Source organism: Intrasporangium sp. (genome assembly GCF_032907665.1).
In the GTDB taxonomy this organism is placed as follows: Bacteria; Actinomycetota; Actinomycetes; order Actinomycetales; family Dermatophilaceae; genus Intrasporangium.
The window spans coordinates 4,419-9,967 of record NZ_JAJJPG010000109.1 but is presented as its reverse complement, the minus strand read 5'-3'; the positions used below and the strand labels follow the sequence as shown (position 1 = coordinate 9,967).

The window sequence follows — 5,549 nt, the reverse complement described above, 5'->3', positions numbered from 1 at the left end:
CCTCCCCGGACTCCGGGAGAAGGCCGAGGCCGTCCGGGAGGCCTGCACCCGTCTGCGCTTCCACGAGGCGCTGCGGCGGCGGATCCCCGAGGCCGCTGCGGAGTCGCGGGTCCGCGGGGCCCGCGCATCCGCGGCCCTCGACGGGGCGGACTACCCGGTGGACCTCGTCCGCGAGCTGACCACAGGCGCGCGCTCCTGGCCGGAGGACCTCAGCCCCGACCTCGCCACGCTCAAGGGCGCGATAGCTGCGACGGCCGAGAGCGAGCGCGTCGCCGCCATCGTCCGCACTGCTCCGCTGCAGGCGCTCGCCCGGCTCCACGTCGCGGCCGCATCCCCGTTGGTGGACCCGGATCGCACCGCCGTGCTCGGTCGTCCCCGGACACCGGGCGAGGACTCGGCGGAGCTCGTCGACCTCGGCCCAGCACCCCAGGCCGCCGAGGTGTCACGTCGGCTCGCACAGCTGGCAGATCTCGTCGTCGCGGCATCAGCGGCCACCAACCGCGTTCCCGCAGTGGTGATCTCGTCGGTCGTCCACGGGGAGATCCTGTCCATCCGCCCCTTCGTCCATGGCAACGGTCTCGTCGCGAGAGCCATGGAGCGGGCCCTCGTGCAGGCCCTCGGTCTCGATCCGACGGGTGTCGCCGTCCCGGAAGCCGGCCACGTCGCCAACGGTGCCGTGACCTACACAGGCAGCTCAGCGGCATACGGCACGGGGAGCGCAGCGGGCGTGGGACTGTGGCTCGGGCAGGCCGCGGACGCGCTGCTCAACGGCGCCGTGGAGGGCGAACGGATCTGCGACGCCGTGCGGGCGGGCCGGCTCACCTGACCCGTCGGGGTGTGAGCGAGGGAACTGCTTCCGGCCGTATGTCAAGACTGTTGCCACGCCGATGAGGTGGGGTACAAAGGGAGCAGGAACCATGCATCGCCGTGAGGCGTAGGACGGCTCCGAAGGCAGTACAGGCGAGAGCGAGAGGTACCCACGCGACGGCAGTTCACTTGGAACAGTCCACCCTCGGGTCCACACCGGGGCGACACTTCAGAAATGCACGCTTGGTAGCCCACCCCGCTCTCACGAGGCCCCCGACCTGGTTGGGGGCCTCGTCCTTGTCCACCGCTTGACCACCAGGGCGCTGACGACGCGCGGACTGGTTCGCCCTCGACGGCACGCCCCGGCGCGTGCGGTTTGCATTTGGCCGATCGACAGGCTGAGGATGGTGGCGCGCTCCCCTCCGGGGTCGAGCGCCTCGGGTGACTGGCCCCTCCCCCCCGGCGCCAGCCCCGTGAGGCGGCCCCCGTCTCCCCCCGACGGGGGTCGCCGCCCTCGGGCGGACGAGGAACGCCGTCCACATCCCCGGCTGGGTAGGGTGCCCTGTCCACAGGCGGCCGTATGCCGCTGGGCGGGCGACCGCGGTTCGGCGACGGTAGGCGCATGGGACACGTCATCGCCGTCATCCCGGCCTCCGGTGGGGTCGGGGCCACCACGCTCGCGGGCGTCCTCGCGGTTCGGGCGGGGGAGGCCGGGCAGTCCGTGGTCGCCGTCGACCTCGACCGGTTCGGCGGGCGTCTCGACGTCGTCCTCGGGGTCGAGCAGGAGCCCGGCTGGCGCTGGGACCGGCTGCGCGACGTGGCCGGCGTCGTCGACGGCGAGGGACTGGCACGTGAGCTGCCCAGGGTGGGCACGGTGCCGGTGCTCTCGGGCACCGGACGGACCGGGACGCCGGTCAGCACGGAGTGGATGGAGGTTCTCCCGGACGTCGTGGCCGGCCTGGCCGCGGCGCACCGGGTCACGGTCCTCGACGTGGCCCGCGATCTTCCGGTCGTGGCCGCCGTGGCTCCCTTCGTCGACGCCTGGGTGGTCGTGGTCGGCACCGGTGTGCCTCAGCTCGCCTCGGCCGCGGTGGCCGTGCCGACACTTCGTGGCCTCGTCGACGGGGTCTGCGCGGGACCCGTTGCCGGTGTGCGACGCCGGCCGTGCCAGCCGTGGGTCGTGCTGCGCGGCATGCGTATCGAGGACGAGATCGCCGACGCCGTGTGTGACCACCTCGACGCCCCGGTCGTCGCACGGGTCCGCGACGACGCGCGCCTGGTCTCCGATGTGACGTGCGGTGAGGCGCCCGGCTCCCGGGGGCGCGGGCCCGCGGTCGATGCCGCGGACGAGATTCTGCTCCGGCTCGTCTCGAGGCCCCCGGTCGATCTGGCTCCCGCACCCGACAGCGCGAGTCCTGCGGCAGCGGTGGCCTCGGCCGCCGCGGGAGCAGCCCGGCCCGACGATCCCGGAGCAGCCCAGCCCGCCGCGTCGCAGTGGCGGTGGTCGGCATGACGCTCAGCCCCGCCATGTGGCAACGGGTGCGTGCGGGGCTGCCCCCGGATCCCCTCCGCGTGGCCGACGTCGCACTGCAGGAGGCCGGGGCGCTGGGCGCGGAGCGGGTCGCCGAGTCGCGGGAGGCGCTCGCGGCCCGGGTGCTCGGCGCCGGTCCCCTCGAGACCTGGCTCGACGACCCCGCCGTCACCGACCTCGCGGTCAACGGCGACGGCAGGGTCTGGGTCGACCGGGGCGACGGGATGGAGTGGACCGGGGCGATCGTCGCGGCTGACGACGCCCGCGCGCTCGCGGTCCGCTTGGCCGCCCGGGCCGGACGCCGCCTTGACGAGGCGAGCCCCTGGGTCGACGGCCAGCTCCCGTCGGGGGCACGGCTGCACGCGGTCCTGCCCCCGCTGGTCGCGGGTGGTCCGCACATCACGATCCGCATACCGGCCCGCGACCACCTCTCCTTCGGCGCCCTCGAGGGGGCCGGCATGTTTCCCTCCGCGTGGGGCGTGGTGCTGCGCGAGGTCGTCGCGCGGCGGCTGGCCTTCGTGGTGTCAGGTGGCACCGGCGCGGGCAAGACGACCCTGCTTGCGGCACTGCTCGGGCTCGTCGACCCCACCGACCGGGTGCTCGTGGTCGAGGACGTCCGGGAGCTGCACGTCGACCACCCCCATGTCGTCCGGCTCGAGGCGCGGCCGCCCAACGTCGAGGGGATGGGGGAGGTGACCATGACCACCCTGGTGCGGCAGTCGCTGCGGATGCGCCCCGACCGCATCGTCGTCGGCGAGGTGAGGGGCGCCGAGGTCCGCGAGCTTCTCGCTGCCCTCAACACGGGCCACGAGGGTGGCTGCGGCACGGTGCACGCGAACGCTCCCGAGGACGTCGTGGCCCGGTTCGAGGCCCTCGGGGCCCTTGCCGGGCTGGGACCCGCAGCGGTGCGGGCCCAGCTCGCGGCGGCGGTGGACGTCGTCGTGCACGTCACGAGACGGGGCGGAGCCAGGCGGGTCCAGACGATCTCGGCGCTCTTCCGGCGTGGCGGCGAACCTGTCGTGGAGACGGCCCTCTCGAGTGACGACGGTGGACGGGTGAGCGAGGTCGGGCCTGCCTGGCCCGCCCTGGCTTGCCGTCTCGGACTCGATGCTGATGCGGTGCCCGCAGGTCCGGCGGCGACCCCACGGCAGCGTGGTGATGCTCCAGGGCGGGGCAGTGCGTCGTGACTGCCGTCGTGGTGAGCGGCGTGCTCGTCGCGCTGGCCTTCGTGGTGTGGCCGGCGGGGGCGCGTGTCGCGCGGGCGAGCGACGTGCTCGAGGCCGTTCCTGCACGAGCCCCTCGTCCTTCCGGTCCGGGACCGGAAGGTCGGGGACTCGCCGTCGGTGAGGAGGGCACGCGGTTCGCCGTCGGTGCGGGAGACAAGGGAAATGCGGGAGACGCGGGAGACCCGGGAGGCATCGCTGAGATGCTGCGCGAACTGTGGCGCGCCGACCCCGTCGAGCTGATCCGCACCTGGCGGCAGGCACGACAGCGCACCCGGTCGGTCACCGCAGGGGTCCTTGCTCTCCTCGAAGGGATCGCCCCGGCGCTCGAGGCCGGACTCCCGCCGGCCGTCGCGGTGCGCCTCTCCGGCTCCTCGGTGGGGACTGGGCGTGATGCGCAGACGGAGCTGCTCGTGGCCGAGCTTGCCGAAGCCTGCGAGCTCGGCGGTCCGATCGCGCCGGTCTGGCGGGCATGGGCGGCGTCGACGGGATCACCGGACCTGTCGTTCGTGGCTGCGGCCTGGCAGCTGACGGAGCTGACCGGTGCGCCCCTGGCCGACGCGGTCCAGCGCGCCGTCGTCTCCGTGCGGGAGGCTCGGGAACGCACTCGCCGCGTCCACGTCGCGGTCGCTGGGCCGAGGGCGACCGTGGTGGTCCTCACGGTGCTCCCTCTGACCGGTCCGGCATTCGGCCTGGCCTGCGGGGTGCCGCCATCGGAGCTCTACCTCGCCAGCCCGGTGAGTGCGGCCGCCGCTTTCGTCGGGGTCGTCCTCATCTGGGTGGGCCGACTGTGGTGCCGTCGCCTCGTCGAGTCGGCGACCCGCGCGGGCGGCGACGGCGACTCCTGGCTGGGGATGCCGGCGTGAGTCCTGCCCTTGCGACTCCCGCGCTGGTCACGGGGCTCCTCGTGATGGTCGCGGTGCTCGTCGCGCCGGGGCGGCAGGATCGCCCCGGCGAGGAGCCGTGCGACTCCGAGCTCGAATCGCGCCGGGGCGATGACCCCGCGGGATCGACGTCGGCGTCCGCGGAAACGTCGTCGGCAGCCCTACCGGAAGCGCCGTCGCCGGGACAGGTGCAGTCGGCCCTCGTCCTCCTCGCGCTCGGCTATCGGTCGGGTCAGCCCACCTGGGAGGTGCTCGGCGCGGTCGCCGACGTCCTCGACGCGGGGCCTGAGGATCCACCCGCGGTCTCCCGAGACCTGCGGCAGGTGGCGGCCGCCCTTCGGTGGGGAGCCTCCGACACCGAGGCCTGGGCGTCGGTGGATGAGGTCTGGTCCGGCGCTGGGCGGGCAGTCGCCATCGCTCACCGGGCGGGGATCGCCCCGGGTCCCCTGCTCCTGGCCGCGGCGGAAGATCTTCGGAGGGCCTCGCTGGAGCAGGTCGAGCTCGCGGCAGCGCGGGTCGGGGTGCGGCTCGTGGCCCCGCTCGGACTCGTGCTCCTCCCGGCCTTCTGCCTGACGACGGTCGTGCCCCTCGTCGTCGCGCTCGCGGGACAGCTGTTGAGCGGCTGACCGCGACTCGGGTCTCTCACGACACCAGGTCGTGAGATGCATTGAAAGGGAAGGGATTTCACATGTATGGACAGGTGAGACGAGTGGTCAGGAGGCTTCTCGGTGAGGCGGGCATGTCGACGTCCGAGTATGCCGTCGGGATCATGGCCGCCTGCACCTTCGCGCTGGTGCTGCTTGGTGTCGTGCGCTCGGACGCCGTTCGCAGCGCGCTGACGGGAATCGTCCAGAGCGCCCTCGGTCTCGCGGGTTGATGCGTCGATCGACTCGGCGTGAGGCGGGGATGGTGACGGCCGAGCTGGCCGTCGCCATCCCCGTTGTCGTGCTGGTGCTCCTGGGGTGTCTCGCGGGCTTGAGCGCGGCAGTCGACCAGGTGCGGTGCGTGGATGCTGCGCGGCTCGCCAGCCGTGCGGCCGCCCGGGGAGACTCGCCGTTGCGCGTGCACGAGCTCGCGCAGCGCGGCGCACCAGATGGGGCCGTC

The 5,549-nt window shown here is 73.9% G+C and carries 7 protein-coding genes; all 7 read left to right on the top strand.

The genetic code is table 11. The features are described from left to right. On the top strand, positions 1 to 826 hold an 826-nt coding region (locus LOY02_RS14610; protein ID WP_317183094.1), incomplete at its 5' end, for a hypothetical protein. A gap of 603 nt (positions 827 to 1,429) precedes the next feature. After that, the gene (locus LOY02_RS14605) at positions 1,430 to 2,320 is read left to right on the top strand and encodes a hypothetical protein (protein ID WP_317183093.1); all 891 of its coding nucleotides are present in this window, start codon (positions 1,430 to 1,432) and stop codon (positions 2,318 to 2,320) included. Then, complete coding sequence (locus tag LOY02_RS14600; RefSeq protein ID WP_317183092.1) at positions 2,317 to 3,525, top strand: TadA family conjugal transfer-associated ATPase; 1,209 nt, start codon at positions 2,317 to 2,319, stop codon at positions 3,523 to 3,525. The genes LOY02_RS14605 and LOY02_RS14600 overlap by 4 nt, the downstream gene beginning before the upstream one ends. Further along, complete coding sequence (locus LOY02_RS14595; protein ID WP_317183091.1) at positions 3,522 to 4,427, top strand: type II secretion system F family protein; 906 nt, start codon at positions 3,522 to 3,524, stop codon at positions 4,425 to 4,427. The genes LOY02_RS14600 and LOY02_RS14595 overlap by 4 nt, the downstream gene beginning before the upstream one ends. Then, entirely contained in the window at positions 4,424 to 5,071 is a 648-nt protein-coding gene (locus LOY02_RS14590) for a type II secretion system F family protein (RefSeq protein WP_317183090.1), read from the top strand. Before LOY02_RS14595 ends, LOY02_RS14590 begins: the two co-directional genes overlap by 4 nt. Before the next feature lie 113 nt (positions 5,072 to 5,184). Continuing rightward, positions 5,185 to 5,322, top strand: a complete 138-nt coding sequence (locus LOY02_RS14585) for a DUF4244 domain-containing protein (protein ID WP_410505959.1) — start codon at positions 5,185 to 5,187, stop codon at positions 5,320 to 5,322. Further along, on the top strand, positions 5,322 to 5,549 hold a 228-nt coding region (locus LOY02_RS14580; protein ID WP_317183088.1), incomplete at its 3' end, for a TadE family type IV pilus minor pilin. The genes LOY02_RS14585 and LOY02_RS14580, both read left to right, overlap by 1 nt.

Bases quoted from the DNA above. Each gene is read 5' to 3' on its own strand.
- LOY02_RS14605 (WP_317183093.1), top strand. From the start codon at position 1,430: ATGGGACACGTCATCGCCGTCATCCCGGCCTCCGGTGGGGTCGGGGCC.
- LOY02_RS14600 (WP_317183092.1), top strand. From the start codon at position 2,317: ATGACGCTCAGCCCCGCCATGTGGCAACGGGTGCGTGCGGGGCTGCCC.
- LOY02_RS14585 (WP_410505959.1), top strand. From the start codon at position 5,185: ATGTCGACGTCCGAGTATGCCGTCGGGATCATGGCCGCCTGCACCTTC.